This window comes from Streptomyces sp. NPDC020362, assembly GCF_040642095.1.
GTDB lineage: Bacteria > Actinomycetota > Actinomycetes > Streptomycetales > Streptomycetaceae > Streptomyces.
On record NZ_JBFAET010000080.1, the window covers coordinates 23331 to 39876 of the forward strand.

Annotated in this window: 20 protein-coding genes and 2 pseudogenes; 16 read left to right on the top strand and 6 right to left on the bottom strand. The window is 72.2% G+C overall.

Going from position 1 to position 16546, the window contains the following annotated elements; all coding sequences use genetic code 11:
- Positions 1-215: 215 nt before the first annotated feature.
- From ybaK to AB0H32_RS25910, 4 genes are all read right to left on the bottom strand, one after another.
- Entirely contained in the window at positions 216-770 is a 555-nt protein-coding gene (ybaK, locus tag AB0H32_RS25895; protein ID WP_361124789.1) for a Cys-tRNA(Pro) deacylase, read from the bottom strand.
- Between the two features lie 23 nt (positions 771-793).
- The gene (locus AB0H32_RS25900) at positions 794-1534 is read right to left on the bottom strand and encodes an LON peptidase substrate-binding domain-containing protein (protein WP_361124791.1); all 741 of its coding nucleotides are present in this window, start codon (positions 1532-1534) and stop codon (positions 794-796) included.
- Positions 1535-1545: 11 nt separating this feature from the next.
- Positions 1546-2598 (bottom strand): hypothetical protein, encoded by a 1053-nt coding sequence (locus AB0H32_RS25905; RefSeq protein WP_361124793.1) that lies wholly within the window; start codon positions 2596-2598, stop codon positions 1546-1548.
- A gap of 133 nt (positions 2599-2731) precedes the next feature.
- A complete protein-coding gene (locus AB0H32_RS25910; protein ID WP_361124795.1) occupies positions 2732-4309 on the bottom strand; it encodes an oxidoreductase in 1578 nt (525 codons plus the stop codon).
- Positions 4310-4507: 198 nt separating this feature from the next.
- Here AB0H32_RS25910 and hisD point away from each other — a divergent pair, with 198 nt between their 5' ends.
- The 12 genes and pseudogenes from hisD to AB0H32_RS25970 all read left to right on the top strand — a co-directional run bounded on the left by hisD (position 4508) and on the right by AB0H32_RS25970 (position 12219).
- Complete coding sequence (gene hisD, locus AB0H32_RS25915; protein ID WP_361124797.1) at positions 4508-5833, top strand: histidinol dehydrogenase; 1326 nt, start codon at positions 4508-4510, stop codon at positions 5831-5833.
- Positions 5830-6939, top strand: a complete 1110-nt coding sequence (locus tag AB0H32_RS25920; protein ID WP_361124798.1) for a histidinol-phosphate transaminase — start codon at positions 5830-5832, stop codon at positions 6937-6939. The genes hisD and AB0H32_RS25920 overlap by 4 nt, the downstream gene beginning before the upstream one ends.
- Positions 6936-7538 (top strand): imidazoleglycerol-phosphate dehydratase HisB, encoded by a 603-nt coding sequence (gene hisB / locus AB0H32_RS25925; protein ID WP_361124800.1) that lies wholly within the window; start codon positions 6936-6938, stop codon positions 7536-7538. Before AB0H32_RS25920 ends, hisB begins: the two co-directional genes overlap by 4 nt.
- Before the next feature lie 4 nt (positions 7539-7542).
- Complete coding sequence (locus AB0H32_RS25930; protein ID WP_270084327.1) at positions 7543-7707, top strand: hypothetical protein; 165 nt, start codon at positions 7543-7545, stop codon at positions 7705-7707.
- Positions 7704-8345: an imidazole glycerol phosphate synthase subunit HisH gene (gene hisH / locus AB0H32_RS25935; RefSeq protein ID WP_361124802.1), complete on the top strand. Its 642-nt coding sequence runs from the start codon at positions 7704-7706 to the stop codon at positions 8343-8345. Before AB0H32_RS25930 ends, hisH begins: the two co-directional genes overlap by 4 nt.
- A gap of 3 nt (positions 8346-8348) precedes the next feature.
- Entirely contained in the window at positions 8349-9071 is a 723-nt protein-coding gene (priA, locus tag AB0H32_RS25940) for a bifunctional 1-(5-phosphoribosyl)-5-((5-phosphoribosylamino)methylideneamino)imidazole-4-carboxamide isomerase/phosphoribosylanthranilate isomerase PriA (protein WP_361124804.1), read from the top strand.
- 16 nt (positions 9072-9087) lie between these two features.
- Positions 9088-9492: a RidA family protein gene (locus AB0H32_RS25945; RefSeq protein ID WP_361124806.1), complete on the top strand. Its 405-nt coding sequence runs from the start codon at positions 9088-9090 to the stop codon at positions 9490-9492.
- Positions 9489-10244: an imidazole glycerol phosphate synthase subunit HisF gene (gene hisF / locus AB0H32_RS25950; RefSeq protein ID WP_361124808.1), complete on the top strand. Its 756-nt coding sequence runs from the start codon at positions 9489-9491 to the stop codon at positions 10242-10244. The genes AB0H32_RS25945 and hisF overlap by 4 nt, the downstream gene beginning before the upstream one ends.
- Before the next feature lie 165 nt (positions 10245-10409).
- Positions 10410-10511, top strand: a pseudogene (locus AB0H32_RS25955) (transcriptional regulator); the annotation flags it as partial.
- A complete protein-coding gene (locus tag AB0H32_RS25960) occupies positions 10465-10563 on the top strand; it encodes a hypothetical protein (protein WP_361124821.1) in 99 nt (32 codons plus the stop codon). The pseudogene AB0H32_RS25955 and the gene AB0H32_RS25960, both read left to right, overlap by 47 nt.
- Positions 10518-10958 (top strand): annotated as a pseudogene (locus tag AB0H32_RS25965) (transcriptional regulator); the annotation flags it as partial. The gene AB0H32_RS25960 and the pseudogene AB0H32_RS25965, both read left to right, overlap by 46 nt.
- A gap of 10 nt (positions 10959-10968) precedes the next feature.
- On the top strand, positions 10969-12219 hold the full coding sequence (locus tag AB0H32_RS25970) for an MFS transporter (RefSeq protein ID WP_361124809.1): 1251 nt from the start codon (positions 10969-10971) through the stop codon (positions 12217-12219).
- 3 nt (positions 12220-12222) lie between these two features.
- Here AB0H32_RS25970 and AB0H32_RS25975 read toward each other — a convergent pair whose 3' ends face one another.
- Positions 12223-12621 (bottom strand): VOC family protein, encoded by a 399-nt coding sequence (locus tag AB0H32_RS25975; protein WP_361124811.1) that lies wholly within the window; start codon positions 12619-12621, stop codon positions 12223-12225.
- Positions 12622-12636: 15 nt separating this feature from the next.
- Positions 12637-13272 carry a TIGR03085 family metal-binding protein gene (locus AB0H32_RS25980; protein WP_361124813.1) on the bottom strand — a complete coding sequence of 212 codons (636 nt, stop codon included), beginning with the start codon at positions 13270-13272 and terminating at the stop codon, positions 12637-12639.
- 135 nt (positions 13273-13407) lie between these two features.
- On the opposite strand from AB0H32_RS25980, the gene hisI reads away from it, so the two are divergent.
- The 4 genes from hisI to AB0H32_RS26000 all read left to right on the top strand — a co-directional run bounded on the left by hisI (position 13408) and on the right by AB0H32_RS26000 (position 16477).
- Complete coding sequence (gene hisI, locus AB0H32_RS25985; protein ID WP_361124814.1) at positions 13408-13812, top strand: phosphoribosyl-AMP cyclohydrolase; 405 nt, start codon at positions 13408-13410, stop codon at positions 13810-13812.
- An 11-nt stretch (positions 13813-13823) separates the two neighbouring features.
- Positions 13824-15305 (top strand): anthranilate synthase component I, encoded by a 1482-nt coding sequence (locus AB0H32_RS25990; protein ID WP_361124816.1) that lies wholly within the window; start codon positions 13824-13826, stop codon positions 15303-15305.
- 50 nt (positions 15306-15355) lie between these two features.
- A complete protein-coding gene (locus AB0H32_RS25995; RefSeq protein ID WP_361124818.1) occupies positions 15356-15994 on the top strand; it encodes a TIGR02234 family membrane protein in 639 nt (212 codons plus the stop codon).
- A gap of 198 nt (positions 15995-16192) precedes the next feature.
- Positions 16193-16477, top strand: coding sequence for an HGxxPAAW family protein (locus AB0H32_RS26000; RefSeq protein WP_361124820.1), 285 nt, complete (start codon positions 16193-16195; stop codon positions 16475-16477).
- Positions 16478-16546: the final 69 nt, after the last annotated feature.

Consider the following 16546-nt stretch of genomic DNA (forward strand, 5'->3'; position numbering starts at 1 on the left):
GGCCGAGCGGCTGGAGGGTTCCCTCTCGGTGCCGGCCGGTCGGTGCGGGTGTTGTGTGTGTTGGGATCCCGTTCCTGCCCGACTGCCTGTCCCGGTCGGCTGAGCAGCTGCGGAGTTCTCGGTGCCGGCCGGTCGGTGCGGGTGTCGCGTGTGCTGGGATCCCGTTCCCGCCCGGATACCGTCTCGGTCGGCTGAGCAGGTCGGCAGGTTCTCTCTCAGCCTCGGCCGATCGGTGCCAGGACCGCTTGCGTCAGCCCTGCCAGGTCGTCCGGGGCCAGTTCCACCTCCAGGCCCCTGCGGCCCGCCGAGACGCAGATCGTGGCGTGGGCGGCGGCCGAGTCGTCCAGGACCGTCGGCAGCTTCTTGCGCTGGCCCAGGGGAGAGATGCCGCCGCGCACATAGCCCGTGGTGCGTTCGGCGAGGGTGGGGTCGGCCATGGTGGCCCGCTTGCCGCCCACCGCCGCCGCCAGGGCCTTGAGGTCGAGCGTGCCGGACACCGGGACCACCGCCACCGTCAGGGCGCCGTCCACGTCGGCCACCAGGGTCTTGAAGACCCGGTCGGGGGAGACGCCCATCGCCTCGGCCGCCTCCTCGCCGTAGGAGGGGTGCGAGGGGTCGTGGTCGTAGGCGTGGACCGTGTAGTCCATGCCCGCCGCCGTCAGGGCCACCGTCGCGGGCGTACCGCCCGCCCGTCGCCCGCCACCAGCCCTGTTCGAATGCGCTTCGCGCGGCTGTGGTTCGTGCTGCTGCTTCTTGGACTTCTTCGCCATCTCGGGTGTCGGCCTCGGTTCCCTCAGTTCAGACTGGTCGGCGTCCGCGTCAGCTCGAACGCGGGCAAGGAGGGCAGGTTACGGATGATGGCCGTCTCCGCGCGAAGCAGTTTCAGCTCGTCCCGCAGCCGGGAGGCGATGTCCGGCGCCTGCAGCAGCCGCTGCTTCGTCGGGGTGTCCAGGACCATCGCAGCCGCCACCAGGTAGGAGACCACCGCAGGGTCGTCCGGGAGGTCCCCGCCCGTCGAGAGCGAGCGCTCACGGGCGCCCGCCAGCCGCTTCTGGTACTGGCGGAACGCGCGCAGGACACCCTCGGCCAGTGCTCCGGCCTCGTCGCCGGACTGGTCCGGCAGCTCCTCCAGCTCCGCCGTCAGGAACGGGCCCGACGCGTCCACGGACAGCAGCCGCACCCGGGTCGTCCCGGTCGCCAGCACCTCGAACGAGCCGTCGGCACGCTCCCGGATGGTCGCCGCGTCCGCCACGCAGCCCACCTGCTGGAAGGCCTTGAGGGGATCGGGGCCGAACCCCGCCGCCGGGCCGCGTTCGGGCTGGGTGGTCGGGTCCGGCATGCCCGGAGCGCTGGGCGCCACCTCGGAGCCGTCACGGATCGCCACGACGGCGAACCGGCGCGGCTCGTCCTCGGGGGTCTTCAGCAGCTCGCGCATCATGGCGCGATAACGCTCCTCGAACACGTTCAGCGGGAGCACGAGTCCCGGGAACAGCACCGAGTTCAGCGGGAAGAGGGGAAGACGGACGGTGGTCACGGCGCCCCAGCCTAATGGTCACCGGCGCGGGCGTGTCCGCGGTGCTCGCTCCGCGGTCGCAGCGGAGCGGGCGGCAGGACGTCCGGACCGGGGCGGCCGGTCCCGTTCAGGAGGCCCTCGCGCAGCCCCAGGAAGAGGCTCAGCGGGTCCTGAGAGACCCGGTCCCAGGGGAAGGAGGTGGCGTACGGGCCGATCAGCCGCAGCTGGGCGCGGGCCTCGTCCCAGCGTTCCAGCCGCAGCAGGACGTACACCAGCTTGTTGCGGATCTCGGCGGGCCAGGGGTCGTCCGCCGGGAACCGGCCGGAGAGCGCGAGTGCGCGGTCGGCCGCCGCGTCCAGCCGCTCGCGCGGAACCCGGGGCCCGCAGCAGTCGGTCAGGTAGCCGAGGGCGGCCCGGGCGGGCAGCGCCTGGACGAGAGACCCGGCCGGGGTGTCCTGCGCGGCCAGGTCGGCGAAGTCGAAGCACTCGTGGTGCGAGCCGTGCCAGAAGGTGCCCAGGTAGCGCAGGGCGGCCACATGGCAGCCGTAGTGGTGCGGGGCGCGCCGGACCGCCGCCTCCCACAGCTCCTCGAAGTACCGGTGGCCGGCCCGGGACCCGCGTGCGTGGTCGAGCGCGATCCGCCACGGCACCGGGTCCCGGACGTCGGCGCGGGCCGCGGCCGTGATCAGCGGGCTCACCTCGCGCAGCAGCTCGGCGCGGGCCGGCGAGGACCAGACGCGGTCCACCGCGAGCTGGGCCGCCACGAGCAGCACATCGGGGTCGTCGGGGGCGGCCGCCTGCCATTCCTCGAACCACTCCGGGCGCGAGCGGGCGAAGGCGGCGAGGCGTTTGGTGCAGCGGTCGCGGATCTCCCACTCGGCCGCGGCGCCGGTGGCGGCGAGGAGTGCTGCGGCGGCGCCGTACTCGCCCCGGCCGGCTGCGACCAGCGCGGGGGAGAGGCGTTCGTCGGGCGCGTCGAGGACGGCCTCGTCGCCGGCCGGCGGTGGGACGGCGGGGCGCGAGGCACGTCGTGTCATCCGTGTGGGGCGGAGGAACGCCGGCAACAGAGCCATGGTGTCGACCATTGAAAGACCGCAGGTCGTGGGTGCGCCAGAGGGTCCGGGCAAGTCGCGGAAGGTTGTACGGTCTATGGTCAAGGACCGGCAAAAGGTGACTGTTCGTCCCTTGTGGGGCCGGCTGTCGGCGAACCGGGCGCCGTCAGCCCCGTCGCAGCAGCCGGGTCGCCCCCGCCGCCACCGTCGTCGCCAGGATCCAGCCCAGTATGATCATCGCCGCCGACAGCCACTGCCAGCCGCTGCGCAGCTGCCACTGGGTCACCTGGCCCAGGTCGATCACCGGCAGCAGGAGGTCCAGGGTGAACAGGGCGGGGCTCCAGGACGGATGACCGCCGGGATTCACCGGCGGGTGGGATGCGTGCGAGAACGCGAGCGTGCCCGCGGCCCATAACACGGCCATCCACACCGCGGCCCGGCCCGGCCGGTAGCCGTAGGCGACCGCCAGGTCCTGGACGTAGCCCCAGAACTTGGCGGCCAGCGGCAGCGTCTCGCGGCGCCGGCGCTGCTTGGCGAGCAGCACCTCGCGCGCGTCCTCGTCCTCGCCGGCCGCGCGCAGCACGGCTGCCAGCCGCTCGTACGGCTCCGGGTTGTACTCCGCGGTGGCCGCGGCCACCCAGTCCAGCCGCCGGGTCAGCGGGAAAGGGCCCCGCGGGACCAGGTTCTCGTACGTGAAGCCGCCCATGTGCAGACGGCCCGGGCCCGGCCAGCTGTCCGCGCGGTCCACCAGGTTGACCATCCGCGCACCGGACAGCAGCACCTGGCCGCGCTGCGGTGCGTCCCCGAGGAAGCGAAGCTCCGGCGTCTGCACCCGGCGCAGCGACAGCACCTGGTCGTCGGTGAGGTCGAACCGCGCCCGCTCCAGGTCGACGGCGTCCCCGAACCGCCCGTCGTCCAGACGGATCCCGCCCTGGCACTCGAACCGCTGGATCCGGGTCCCGCGCGCGGGGGTCGTCCCGCTCAGCAGCGGGTTGCCCACGCCGGCCGGCGTCAGGTACAGGGTGCGTTCCACCGTGAGCTGGGGGGCGTTCAGGGCGAGGCGCGCGTACGGGTTGGCCAGTCTCGCGCCGCGCAGGCTGAGCGAGACCCCGATCTTGGCGCTGCGCAGGCTCAGCTCGCCGTGCGACTCCAGCAGCTCCGCCTGCAGGTCCTGGCCGACGGTCATGCCGTCCGCGGCGATCGAGCGGCCGCTGCGGTCCCGGTACACGATCGCCTGGTTGAGCAGCAGATCGGTGCCGATGTGGGCGTCGGTCAGCCGCACCCCGTTCTGGAAGCGGCAGCGCGGCAGGTGCAGATCGCCCTCGGTGTGGACCCGGGCCGCCTCCAGGCGCGGCACCGCGCAGTCCACCAGGCGCACGGTCGTGAAGCGGGCCTCGGGCAGCAGGATCTCGTTGTCGAAGCGGCAGCCGCGCATCTCCATGTAGGGCGTGACCGTGCCGCCCGCCAGGTCCAGGGTGCCGGTCACCCGCACGCCGACGAGCTTCAGCGCGGACACCCGGCCCGGGCGCGCGGGCGGCCCGTCCAGCAGCAGCCAGCAGATGATGCGCGCCCTGACGCTCCGCTCGGGCCCCCAGGGGTGCCCGCCGTGCGGATCGTCCACGACGGCGTCTGCACTGCTCAGGTCGTACACGCTGCCGTTGCGGAAGGCCTGCCACATGCCCGCCTCGGCCGCGGTCAGGTCGTCCGGCAGGTCCCCGGCGCGGATGCCGGCACCCTCGGTCACCGCTCTTCCCTCTTTCTCGACTGCTCACGAGCTGTCTCGGCCACTCACGAGTCACGCGTTTCGTACACCCGTTCATGCCCGCTGAGTGACGCCCGGAACACTAATGGTGAACGCGATCTTCCGGGTTCCGGCCAGGTTCTGTATCAGCCATTGATACGCGCGGACGGCTGCCGACCCCGGTCTGAGAGAATTGGAACCGTGATCTCCCGAATCGATCTGCGCGGCGACGCCCTTCCCGAGGGCCCCGCCCTGCGCGACCTGCTGCCCCGAGCCGACTTCGACGTTCAGGCCGCCCTCGAGAAGGTGCGTCCGATCTGCGAAGCCGTGCATCATCGGGGCGACGCGGCGCTGATCGACTTCGCGGAGAAGTTCGACGGAGTACGGCTGGAATCCGTCCGTGTCCCGGCACAGGCGCTCACCGACGCGCTCGATGCCCTCGACCCGGCCGTGCGCGCGGCCCTGGAGGAGTCCATCCGCCGCGCCCGGCTCGTCCACCGCGAGCAGCGCCGCTCGACGCACACCACCCAGGTGGTGCCCGGCGGGTCGGTGACCGAGAAGTGGGTGCCGGTCGAGCGGGTCGGGCTCTATGCGCCCGGCGGCCGCTCGGTCTACCCGTCCTCCGTGATCATGAACGTGGTGCCGGCGCAGGAGGCCGGCGTCGAGTCGATCGCGCTCGCCTCCCCGGCCCAGGCCGACTTCGGCGGGCTGCCGCACCCGACGATCCTCGCCGCGTGCGCGCTGCTCGGCGTGGACGAGGTCTACGCGGCCGGCGGTGCCACCGCCGTCGCGATGTTCGCCCACGGCACCGAGTCCTGCCCGCCCGCGAACATGGTCACGGGCCCGGGCAACATCTGGGTGGCCGCCGCCAAGCGCTACTTCACCGGCAAGATCGGCATCGATGCCGAGGCCGGCCCCACCGAGATCGCGATCCTCGCCGACGACACCGCCGACCCGGTGCACGTGGCCTCGGACCTGATCAGCCAGGCCGAGCACGACCCGCTCGCAGCGGCCGTGCTGGTCACCGACTCCGTCGAGCTGGCCGAGGCGGTGGACAAGGAGCTGGAGCCGCAGGTCGCGGCCACCAAGCACGTCGATGACCGGATCCGCCCGGCCCTCGCGGGCAGGCAGTCCGCGATCGTGCTGGTCGACGGCATCGAGGAGGGTCTCAGGGTGGTCGACGCGTACGGCGCCGAGCACCTGGAGATCCAGACCGCCGACGCCGCCCGGGTCGCCGACCGGGTCAAGAACGCCGGCGCCGTCTTCATCGGCCCCTGGGCCCCCGTCTCGCTCGGCGACTACGCGGCGGGGTCCAACCACGTCCTGCCCACCGGCGGCTGTGCCTGTCACTCCTCCGGCCTGTCCGTCCAGTCCTTCCTGCGCGGCATCCACATCGTCGACTACACGAAGGACGCGCTGGCCGAGGTCGCGCACCATGTGGTGACGCTGGCGGAGGCGGAGGACCTGCCCGCGCACGGCGCGGCGGTCAAGGCGAGGTTCGGCTGGAAGGTACCGACGAGCAAGTGAGCTTCGGAATCGACGATCTCCCCGTACGGGACGAGCTGCGCGGCAAGTCCCCCTACGGCGCGCCCCAATTGGACGTCCCCGTACGGCTGAACACGAACGAGAACCCGTACCCGCTGCCCGAGCCGCTGGTCGAGCGGATCACGGAGCGGGTGCGCGAGGCAGCCCGGAACCTGAACCGCTACCCCGACCGGGACGCGGTCCAGCTGCGCACCGAGCTGGCCAAGTACCTGACGAAGACCGGAAAGTACCCGCTCGGCATCGAGAACGTCTGGGCCGCCAACGGCTCCAACGAGGTCATCCAGCAGCTGCTGCAGACCTTCGGCGGACCCGGCCGCACGGCCATCGGCTTCGAGCCGTCGTACTCGATGCACGCGCTCATCGCGCGCGGCACGGGGACGGGCTGGATCTCGGGCCCGCGCACCGAGGACTTCGCGATCGACCTCGCCGCGGCCGAGCGGGCCATCGCCGAGCACCGGCCCGACGTCGTCTTCATCACCACCCCCAACAACCCCACGGGCAACGCGGTCCCGCCCGAGACGGTCCTCGCGCTGTACGACGCGGCCCAGGCGGCCAGGCCGTCGATGGTGGTCGTGGACGAGGCCTACATCGAGTTCAGCCACGGCGACTCGCTGCTGCCGCTGCTGGAGGGCCGCCCGCACCTGGTCGTCTCCCGCACCATGTCGAAGGCGTTCGGCGCCGCAGGGCTGCGCCTCGGCTACCTCGCCGCGCACCCCGCGGTCGTGGACGCCGTCCAGCTCGTCCGGCTGCCGTACCACCTGTCGGCGATCACCCAGGCGACCGCCCTGGCCGCCCTGGAGCACACCGACACGCTGCTCGGTTACGTCGAGCAGCTGAAGGCGGAGCGGGACCGGCTGGTCACCGAGCTGCGCGCGACCGGCTACGACGTCGTCGAGTCCGACGCGAACTTCGTGCAGTTCGGCCGGTTCGGGAACGCCCACGACGCCTGGCGGCGGATCCTCGACCGGGGTGTCCTGGTCCGGGACAACGGTGTACCGGGGTGGCTGCGGGTGTCCGCCGGAACCCCCGAAGAGAACGACGCGTTCCTCGACGCGGTACGTGAAGTCAAGAAGGAGCTTGAGGCATGACTCGCGATGTGCGCGTCGGAAGAGTGGAACGGACCACCAAGGAGACCTCGGTCCTGGTCGAGATCGATCTCGACGGCACCGGGAGGACCGACATCGCCACCGGCGTCGGCTTCTACGACCACATGCTCGACCAGCTCGGCCGGCACGGTCTGTTCGACCTCACCGTGAAGACCGACGGCGACCTGCACATCGACTCCCACCACACCATCGAGGACACCGCCCTCGCGCTCGGCGCCGCCTTCAAGCAGGCGCTCGGCGACAAGGTGGGCATCTACCGCTTCGGCAACTGCACGGTCCCGCTGGACGAGTCCCTCGCCCAGGTCACCGTCGACCTGTCCGGCCGCCCCTACCTCGTGCACACCGAGCCCGAGAACATGGCGCCGATGATCGGCGAGTACGACACGACGATGACCCGGCACATACTCGAGTCCTTCGTCGCCCAGGCGCAGATCGCGCTGCACGTGCACGTGCCCTACGGGCGCAACGCGCACCACATCGTGGAGTGCCAGTTCAAGGCGCTCGCCCGGGCCCTCAGGTACGCCAGTGAGCGCGACCCGCGCGCGGCCGGCATCCTCCCGTCGACGAAGGGCGCGCTGTAAACCCATGAACGGTCTGTCCACGATCCTGATCGTCGTCGGTCTCTTCCTCGTCGGCGGCATCATCTCCTTCGTCAAGCAGAAGATGCCCACGAGCCTCATCGTGCTGCTCTCCATCGGCGCGGCCATGTGCCTGGTCGCGGGCGTCCTGCGGCTGGAGGTGTGGAATTGAGCGCTTCCAAGCGAGTGGTCGTCTTCGACTACGGCTTCGGCAACGTCCGCTCCGCCGAGCGCGCCCTCGCGCGCGTGGGGGCCGACGTCGAGATCACGCGTGACTTCGACAAGGCCATGAACGCCGACGGCCTGCTGGTGCCGGGGGTCGGCGCCTTCGCCGCCTGTATGCAGGGACTGCGCGCGGCCCGCGGCGACTGGGTCGTCGACCGCCGCCTGTCCGGCGGGCGCCCGGTGATGGGCATCTGCGTCGGGATGCAGATCCTGTTCGCGCACGGCATCGAGCACGGCGTCCAGGCCGAGGGTCTGGACGAGTGGCCCGGCACGGTCGAGCCGCTCCAGGCCGACGTGGTGCCCCACATGGGCTGGAACACCGTCGAGGCCCCGGCCGACTCGGAGCTGTTCGCCGGCCTGGACGCGGACGCCCGCTACTACTTCGTGCACTCCTACGCGGTCCACGACTGGACCCTTCAGTCGCACAACCCGCTGATCGCGCCCCCCAAGGTCACCTGGTCGACGCACGGCAAGCCGTTCGTGGCGGCCGTGGAGAACGGCGCCCTGTGGGCCACCCAGTTCCACCCCGAGAAGTCCGGCGACGCCGGCGCCCAGCTCCTCACCAACTGGATCGGAACCCTGTAGACCATGGCCAAGCTCGAACTCCTCCCCGCCGTCGACGTCCGCGACGGCCAGGCCGTCCGCCTCGTGCACGGCGAGTCCGGAACCGAGACCTCCTACGGCTCCCCGCTTCAGGCCGCCCTCGCCTGGCAGCGCTCCGGTGCCGAGTGGCTGCACCTGGTCGACCTGGACGCCGCGTTCGGCACGGGGGACAACCGGGATCTGATCGCCGAGGTCGCCCAGGCGATGGACATCAAGGTGGAGCTGTCCGGCGGCATCCGCGACGACGACACCCTCGCCGCCGCCCTCGCCACCGGCTGCACCCGGGTGAACCTCGGCACGGCCGCGCTGGAGACCCCGGAGTGGGTCGCCAAGGTCATCGCCGAGCACGGCGACCGGATCGCGGTCGGCCTGGACGTGCGCGGCACGACCCTGCGCGGCCGCGGCTGGACCCGCGACGGCGGCGACCTCTACGAGACGCTGGAGCGGCTCAACAAGGAGGGCTGTGCCCGCTACGTCGTCACCGACATCGCCAAGGACGGCACCCTCCAGGGCCCGAACCTGGAGCTGCTGAAGAACGTCTGCGCCGCCACCGACCGCCCGGTCGTGGCCTCCGGCGGCGTGTCGTCCCTCGACGACCTCCGGGCCATCGCCGAGCTGGTACCCCTCGGTGTCGAGGGCTCCATCGTCGGGAAGGCCCTGTACGCCAAGGCGTTCACGCTGGAAGAAGCACTGGAGGCTACATCTTGAAAATGGACACGGTGTCATGACGTCCGAAGCCGTACGGCGCGTGCAGAGCGGAAGCCCCTGGGAAGAGAGTTTCGGTTTCGCACGAGCCGTCGCGGCGGGGGACCGTGTGCTGGTGGCGGGCACGACGTCCTTCAAGGGCCGGGTGCTGTACGGGGAGGGCGACCCGTACGAACAGGCCAAGGTGGCCTTCACCGGCGCCATCGAGGCGATCGGCGAGTTCGGGCTCGGTGTCGAGTCCGTGATCCGTACGCGGATGTACCTGACCCATGTGCGCGACGTGGATGCCGTGGGCCGGGCGCACAAGGAGATCTTCGACTCCGTGCGCCCGGCATCGACCCTGCTGGTCGTGGAGGGCTTCGTCGACCCGCGCATCCTGGTCGAAGTAGAGCTAGAGGCATACAGAGGAGCCGTGGATTCATGACCCTGGCGGTCCGAGTCATCCCCTGCCTGGACGTGGACAACGGCCGGGTCGTCAAGGGCGTCAACTTCCAGAACCTGCGCGACGCGGGCGACCCCGTCGAGATGGCGAAGGTGTACGACGCCGAGGGCGCCGACGAGCTGACCTTCCTGGACATCACCGCGTCCTCGGGCAACCGGGAGACGACGTACGACGTGGTGCGCCGCACCGCCGAGCAGGTGTTCATCCCGCTGACCGTCGGCGGCGGGGTCCGTACGGCCGAGGACGTGGACAAGCTGCTGCGGGCGGGCGCCGACAAGGTGGGCGTGAACACGGCCGCGATCGCCCGGCCGGACCTGATCCGTGAGATCGCGGAGCGCTTCGGCCGTCAGGTGCTGGTCCTGTCGGTGGACGCACGGCGCACCCCGGCCGGCTCCTTCGAGGTGACCACCCACGGCGGCCGCAAGGGCACCGGCATCGACGCGGTCGAGTGGGCGCACCGGGCCGCCGAGCTGGGCGCGGGGGAGATCCTGCTCAACTCGATGGACGCGGACGGCACCAAGGACGGCTACGACCTGGAGATGATCGCGGCGGTGCGCAGGCACGTCACCGTCCCGGTCATCGCCTCCGGCGGCGCCGGCAGGCTGGCCGACTTCCCGCCGGCGGTCGAGGCGGGCGCGGACGCGGTCCTGGCCGCCTCCGTCTTCCACTTCGGTGACCTGCGCATCGCCGAGGTGAAGCAGACGTTGCGGGAGGCGGGGCACCCCGTGCGGTGATGCCGCGCCGAGCCTGGGCCCCGGACGCCTGCGGGCGGCCGGGGCCTTTGTCCCTGCAGATGCGAAAGAGAAGTTGCGCAATTTATGTTGTGCAATGTTTCTTTCGTATCTACGGTGGACGTCATGACAGGCAAGGAGAGGGACCGCCGGATCACCGACCTGGGCATGCTCAAGGCGCTGGCCCACCCGCTGCGGATGAAGCTGTACCGGGGCCTGACCATTGCCCGGGTCGCAACCGCCTCACAACTGGCCGAGCAGGTCGACGAGGCCGTGTCGCTGGTCAGCTATCACCTGCGCAAGCTCGCCGAGCACGGGCTGATCGAGGAGGCCGAGCCACAGAGCGGGGACGGCCGGGAGCGCTGGTGGCAGCCGGCCTCCGACGGAGTGAGCATCCGCGACGAGGACTTCCGGGACGCTCCCGAGAAGGCGGCCGCGCACACCGCGGCCAGCCGGCTGTTCTTCGAACAGCGTGCCGACATGTACCGGCGCTTCCTCGACGAGCGGACCCACTGGGGCAAGGAGTGGAACGCCGCCGCAGAGTCCTCCGAGGCGGTGCTGCGGCTCACTGCGGCCGAACTGGCCGAGCTGAACAAGGAGATGCTCGCCCTCGTGAGCAGGTACGACGAGCAGGGCCGGGCCGCCGACACCGCCGGCGACACCGAGGGCCGCGAGACCGTCGCGGTGCACACGTACGCGTTCCCGTTCCGGGCCTGAGAGGACCGACGTGTCCACGAGAACGACCGGCACCGCGCCCACCGCCACCGCGGAGCGCGCCGCCCACCGCAACCCCGACGTGCTGCGCTGGCTCGGCGCGTACGCCTCGTCGGCCATCGGCGACAACGTCTACTACCTCGCCCTGTCCTGGGCCGCCGTCCAGGCCGGGACGCCCGCACAGGCCGGTGCGGTCACCGCGCTGAGCGCGGTACCGCGGGCCCTGCTGATGCTGGGCGGGGGCGTGATCGCCGACCGGTTCGGTCCCCGCAGGGTGCTGATCGGCAGCGACGCCGCGCGCTGTGCGGCGGTCCTCACGGTCGCCGGGCTGCTGCTCGTGGGGCGCCCGGGCCTGTGGCCGCTGGCCGCACTGGCCCTGGTCTTCGGGGCGGTCGACGCCGTCATGATGCCCGCGCTGGGCGCGCTGCCGTCCCGGATCGCGGGGCGCGGAGAACTCGCCCGGGTGCACGGCATGAGAGGACTCGTGGTCCGGCTGGCCACCGTCGTCGGGGCCCCGCTCGGCGGTCTCGGCGTGGCGCTCGGGGGCTCGGCGGCGGCGTTCGGCCTGGCCGCGCTGCTCTTCGCGGCCTCCCTGCCGCTCCTGGTCGCCGTACGCGTGGCGCAGGCGCCCGCGGACGACACACGCGCGCGCGGCACCGCGTGGAGCGATCTCACCGACGGGCTGCGCTACCTGCGCGGCCACCAGGTCCTGCGCCCGCTGATCGTCGTCATCGCACTCAGCGACCTCGGTTTCGTCGGCCCCCTCAACGTCGGCCTGACCCTCCTCGCCGACGAACGCGGCTGGGGCGCCGGGGGCGTCGGCTGGGTGCTCGCCGGGTTCGGCACGGGCGCCGGGGCCGCCTCGCTGCTGCTCACCGCCCGTGGACGCCTCCCGCGCGCGGGACTCGTGCTGTCCGTGTCCGGCGTCGCGAGCGCCGTCGCCATCGGCGCGCTCGCCTACGTGCCGTACGTCGTGTCGGCCGCCGCCGTCGCCCTCTGCATCGGTCTCATCTCCGGGCTGAACGGCGTGCTGTGCGGTGCGCTCCTGCAGGCCCGGTCCGACCGGGCCTACGTCGGCCGGGCCACCTCCGTGTCGAACTTCTTCAGCCTCGGCGTCGCGCCGCTCACCTATCCGCTCACGGGCGCCGCGATCGGCCTGTGGGGCACCGGTCCGGTGTTCGCCGTCAGCGCGGCGCTGTGCGGCCTGGCCGGTGTGTACGGCCTGTGCTCCGGCCCCCTCCGCCGTGCGGAACTGCCCGGCTGACCCTCACGTCCTCGGCTGGACCAGCTGCACCAGATTGCCGACCGTGTCGTCGAGCACCGCTGCGAGCACCGGACCCTGCTCCTGCGGCGGATGCGTGAACCGCACGCCGAGGCCGCGCAGCCGGTCGTACTGTGCCCCGATGTCGTCCACGGAGAAGACGATGCACGGGATGCCCGCCTCGTACAGCGCCGTGCGATACGGCTCCGCGATGGGCCCCTGACCGGGCTCCAGCAGCAGCTGGAGGTCCGGCTGGGCCCCCTCGGGCGCCCCGACCGTGATGAACAGCGTGCCCTCGCCCAGATCCATGTGCGTGCGGGTCTCGAAGCCGAGGACGGTGGTGTAGAAGGCGTGCGCCTTGGCCACGTCGTCCACGAACACACTGGTCATCGCGACCTTGATCACGGCGGGGCCCCTCTCTCAGATGCCCAGCTGCTTCGACTCGTGCAGCTTGGCGATCGCGTCCTCGTCGCCTTCCAGCACGACCTTCGCCGCGCTCTGCCGGCCGAACGCGAACATCAGCAGCTCCGACGGCTCGCCCGTCGCCGTCACCACGGGTGCACCCCGGTGGGCGACGGCCGTCTGGCCGTCCGGACGCCTGAGGACGAGGCCCGTCGGCACCCCCCGGCCCAGCAGGCGGGCGGTGCGCTCCAGACGGGACCACAGGGCCTCCTGGAAGACCGGGTCGAGCTCCCGCGGCGTCCAGTCCTCCTGGGCGCGGCGGACGTCCTCCGTGTGGACGTAGAACTCCACGACGTTGGCCGCCTCGTCGACCTGCTTGAGCTGGAAGGGCGAGAAACGCGGCGGGCCGGTACGGATCAGCTGGATCAGCTCCTCGTACGGCTTCGCGGCGTACTCGCTCATCACCTTCTCCAGGCGTGGCGCGAGCGGCTTGATCAGCGCGCCACCGGCCGCGTCCGGCCGCCGCTCGCGCACCACCACGTGCGCGGCGAGGTCACGCGTGCGCCAGCCCTCGCAGAGGGTCGGAGCGTCCGGACCGGTGGTCTCCAAGAGGTCTGCGAACAGCAGCCGTTCACGCTGGGCGAAGGTCGACATGAGATCAGCGTACGACCACACATCAGGTCCGCCCACCTGTCGTCCGGCCGCCGGCCGTGACGCGGCGCCGCGGCGCTGCGTTCAACCCGTGGACACGGACCGTCACGGCCGGTGGGGCGCGGCACAATGGCATCCATGACCAGCACGCCGCCGCCCAGCAGCCTCGACCCCGAGATCGCCGCGCGCCTCAAGCGCAGCGACGACGGGCTCGTGCCCGCCATCGCCCAGCAGTACGACACCGGAGAGGTGCTCATGCTCGGCTGGATGGACGACGAGGCACTGCACCGCACGCTCACCACGGGCCGCTGCACCTACTGGTCGCGCAGCCGCCGGGAGTACTGGGTCAAGGGCGACACCTCCGGTCACGTCCAGTGGGTCAAGTCGGTCGCCCTGGACTGCGACGCCGACACCGTGCTGGTCAAGGTCGACCAGGTGGGCGCCGCCTGCCACACCGGCGCGCGCACCTGCTTCGACGAGGACGTCCTGCTCAAGGACGGCGACAGCGGCGCCGGTTCCGGCACACCGGCCACGGATCAGTAAGGTCGGCCGCCATGGACCTCGAGACCTTCCGCAAGCTCGCCACCGACCGGCGCGTCATCCCGGTCACGCGCAAACTCCTCGCCGACGGCGACACCCCGGTCGCGCTCTACCGCAAGCTCGCCGCCGAGCGCACCGGCACCTTCCTGCTGGAGTCGGCGGAGAACGGCCGCTCATGGTCCCGCTACTCCTTCGTGGGCGTGCGCTCGGCCGCCACGCTGACCGCCCGGGACGGCCAGGCCCACTGGCTCGGCACCCCGCCCGTCGGCGTCCCCGTGGCCGGCGACCCGCTCGCGGCGCTGCGCGCCACCCTCCAGACCCTGCACACCCCCCACCAGGAGGGCATGCCGCCCTTCACCGGCGGCATGGTCGGCTACCTCGGCTACGACATCGTGCGCCACCTGGAGAAGATCGGCCCCGGCGAGCGGGACGACCTGAAGCTGCCCGAGCTGACCATGCTCCTGACCAGCGACCTCGCCGTCATGGACCACTGGGAGGGCTCGGTCCTGCTGATCGCCAACGCGATCAACCACAACGACCTCGACACCGGCGTGGACGAGGCCTACACGGACGCCGTGGCCCGCCTCGACGCCATGGAGGCGGACCTGTCCCGCCCGGTCGCCCAGCCCCCGGCCGTCCTGCCGCCCTCCGAACTGCCCGAGTACACCGCCCTGTGGGGCGGCCCCGACTTCCAGGCGGCCGTCGAGGACGTCAAGGAGCGCATCCGCGCGGGCGAGGCCTTCCAGGTGGTGCCGTCCCAGCGCTTCGAGACCCCGGTCACCGCGAGCGCGCTGGACGTGTACCGGGTCCTCAGGGCGACCAACCCGTCGCCGTACATGTACCTCTTCCGCTTCGACGGGTTCGACGTCGTCGGCTCGTCCCCCGAGGCCCTGGTGAAGGTCGAGGACGGGCAGGCGATGGTCCACCCCATCGCCGGCACCCGGCACCGTGGCGCCACTCCCCAGGAGGACCAGGCGCTCGCCGAGGAACTGCTCGCCGACCCCAAGGAGCGCGCCGAGCACCTGATGCTGGTCGACCTCGGCCGCAACGACCTCGGACGGGTCTGCGCGCCCGGCTCCGTGGAGGTCGTGGACTTCATGTCCATCGAGCGCTACTCGCACGTCATGCACATCGTCTCGACCGTCACCGGCAAGGTCGCCGACGGCCGTACCGCCTTCGACGTGCTGACCGCGTGCTTCCCGGCGGGCACCCTCTCAGGCGCCCCCAAGCCCCGCGCGATGCAGATCATCGACGAACTGGAGCCGTCCCGCCGCGGCCTGTACGGCGGCTGCGTCGGCTACCTCGACTTCGCCGGCGACTCCGACACGGCCATCGCCATCCGCACGGCCCTGCTCCGGGACGGCACGGCCTACGTCCAGGCCGGCGCGGGCATCGTCGCCGACTCCGACCCGGTCGCCGAGGACCAGGAGTGCCGCAACAAGGCGGCGGCGGTACTGCGGGCCGTGCACACGGCCAACCGCCTCACAAAGGCCTGACCGGCCCGGGACGAACCCCGGGTGACGGTTCGCCCGGGGTTCAGGCGATAGTGGACTACGTGACTGCCGTACCTCACCCCCGTTCCGAAGCCGCCGCACCCGCCCGGTCCGGCCGGCGGAGCCTCGCCGTGGCCCTGCTGTGCGGTGCGCTCGGCGCGGCCGTGGCGCTGCTCGCGACCCGCCAGCGATGGGCGCAGGGCACCGCCACGGTGGCCGGCGGCACGTTCCCGCTGACCGCCAGGGGCAGCGATGTCACGGGCGTCCCCGCGGCCCTCGCCATAGTGGGCCTCGCCGCGCTCGTCGCCGTCTTCGCCGTGCGCAGGGCCGGCCGCTTCGTCGTCTCCACGGTGCTCGCGCTCTCCGGCGCGGGCATCGTCGTCGCCGCGCTCGTCGGCGCCTCCGACGGCTCCGCGCTGGACGAGAAGGCCGCGCAGACCACCGGCAACACCTCCGCCACGGTCGCCGCCCTCACCCACACCGGCTGGCCGTACGTCGCGGCCGCCGGCGGCGTCCTGATCCTGCTCGCCGGGCTGCTCGCCCTGCGCTACGGCGGGCTGTGGCCCGCGATGTCCGGCCGCTACGAGCGCGGCGCCGACCGCCCGCGGCGCAAGGCCCGCCCGGTCGATCCCGAGCGCCCCGAGGAGATCTGGAAGGCCCTGGACCGCGGCGAGGACCCGACCGGCGCCTGAGCCGGAGCCGTACGTACCCGGGCCGTCGCCGGCCGTCGCCGGATGTGGCGAACCAGACGCCACCCCCGCGTCCGGCACGCGTGTGCGTACGGGACAATGGACGACGAGCATCCGGCTCGGACAGTGACGGGCGGGCTCGGAACCGTACGACACGTACGACTCGAACTACGACACGTACACAGCAACGAGGAGCAAGTCATGGCGGGCAGCAGCCACGGTCACACCCCGGCCGCCTGGACCGGCGTCACCATCGCCTTCATCGGTTTCACTGTCGCGGGCGCCTTCATGGTGATGGCCAACCCGGTCGGTTTCTGGGCCGGCATGGCGATCGTGGTTCTCGGTGGCGTCGTGGGCGCGGTCATGCGTTCCATGGGCCTCGGCCAGCCGAAGGAGCAGGCGCGCGCCCTCGCGTACACGGCCCCCGCCGCGACCCGTGAGCCGGCCCCCGCCGCGACCCGTGAGCCGGCCGGCGCCGAGAGCTGAGCACCACCTCTTCCCGCGAGGGGCGGGGCCGCCCCCGCGGGGGGGGGCGCCCCCCCCCCCCGGCGGGCC